This is a genomic window from Oleiphilus sp. HI0067, assembly GCF_001635735.1.
Genome location: NZ_LWFI01000525.1, coordinates 1 through 737 on the forward strand (window position 1 = coordinate 1; position 737 = coordinate 737).

2 protein-coding genes and 1 pseudogene are annotated in these 737 nt (G+C 45.5%); all 3 read right to left on the bottom strand.

The window, feature by feature from the left end:
- Positions 1 to 158: NAD(P)(+) transhydrogenase (Re/Si-specific) subunit beta (locus A3739_RS31150; protein ID WP_369821088.1), on the bottom strand; the 158-nt coding region annotated here is incomplete at its 3' end.
- On the bottom strand, positions 158 to 445 hold the full coding sequence (locus A3739_RS06170; RefSeq protein WP_068474346.1) for an NAD(P) transhydrogenase subunit alpha: 288 nt from the start codon (positions 443 to 445) through the stop codon (positions 158 to 160). The genes A3739_RS31150 and A3739_RS06170, both read right to left, overlap by 1 nt.
- Positions 446 to 737: pseudogene (locus tag A3739_RS06175) on the bottom strand (NAD(P)(+) transhydrogenase (Re/Si-specific) subunit alpha); the annotation flags it as partial.

The following is a 737-nucleotide window of genomic DNA, read 5'->3' on the forward strand; positions in this document are numbered from 1 at the left end:
TCGTGGTGAAGAAGTGCTGCGGTTACTGCGATNAACATGNCGATAGCTGNAAGCTGATTTNCGCGTACNGCCGTTTTAGGTTTGGTCATGCCTTTTATGCCGAGGATAAAAAACACAGCCGCTGTTAAGTAAGAAAGATTGACTAAAGCAAACATCATTAGCCCTTTTGCTTAAACATGTTGAGCATACGATCTGTCACCATGAAGCCTGCAACGATGTTGATGCTTGCGAGAGTAACAGCAATAAAACCAAGAACACTTGCAACAGTGGGAGACAAGTGATTTGTACCAGCACTAACAATTGCACCGACGATAACGATGCCAGAGATCGCGTTGGTGCCGCTCATCAGAGGTGTGTGCAAGGTTGGCGGTACTTTGTTTATCAACTCGACGCCAACGAATAAGGCCAAGATGAATATGGTGAAGCTAAGAACGAGCATTTCCATTTATGCATTCTCCTCTTGGTTTGATTCAGCAGGTTCAAAATAAATACTAGTGCCACGAGTCACCTGAGTTGCCGTGACAATTTCATCTTCTTGATTAGGAACAAGGCGACCACCTTCGGTCATGTTCTTAATGAAGTTGATAATGTTTCGATTCAATAGCTGCGATGCATGCACAGGCACACGTGAAGGGTGGTTTACGTGTCCGACTAAGGTAATGCCGTCTAACTCGATTTTTTCGTTCAAGACTGTGCCCTCTGCATTACCGCCTCGCGCTGCCGCAAGGTCAACAATG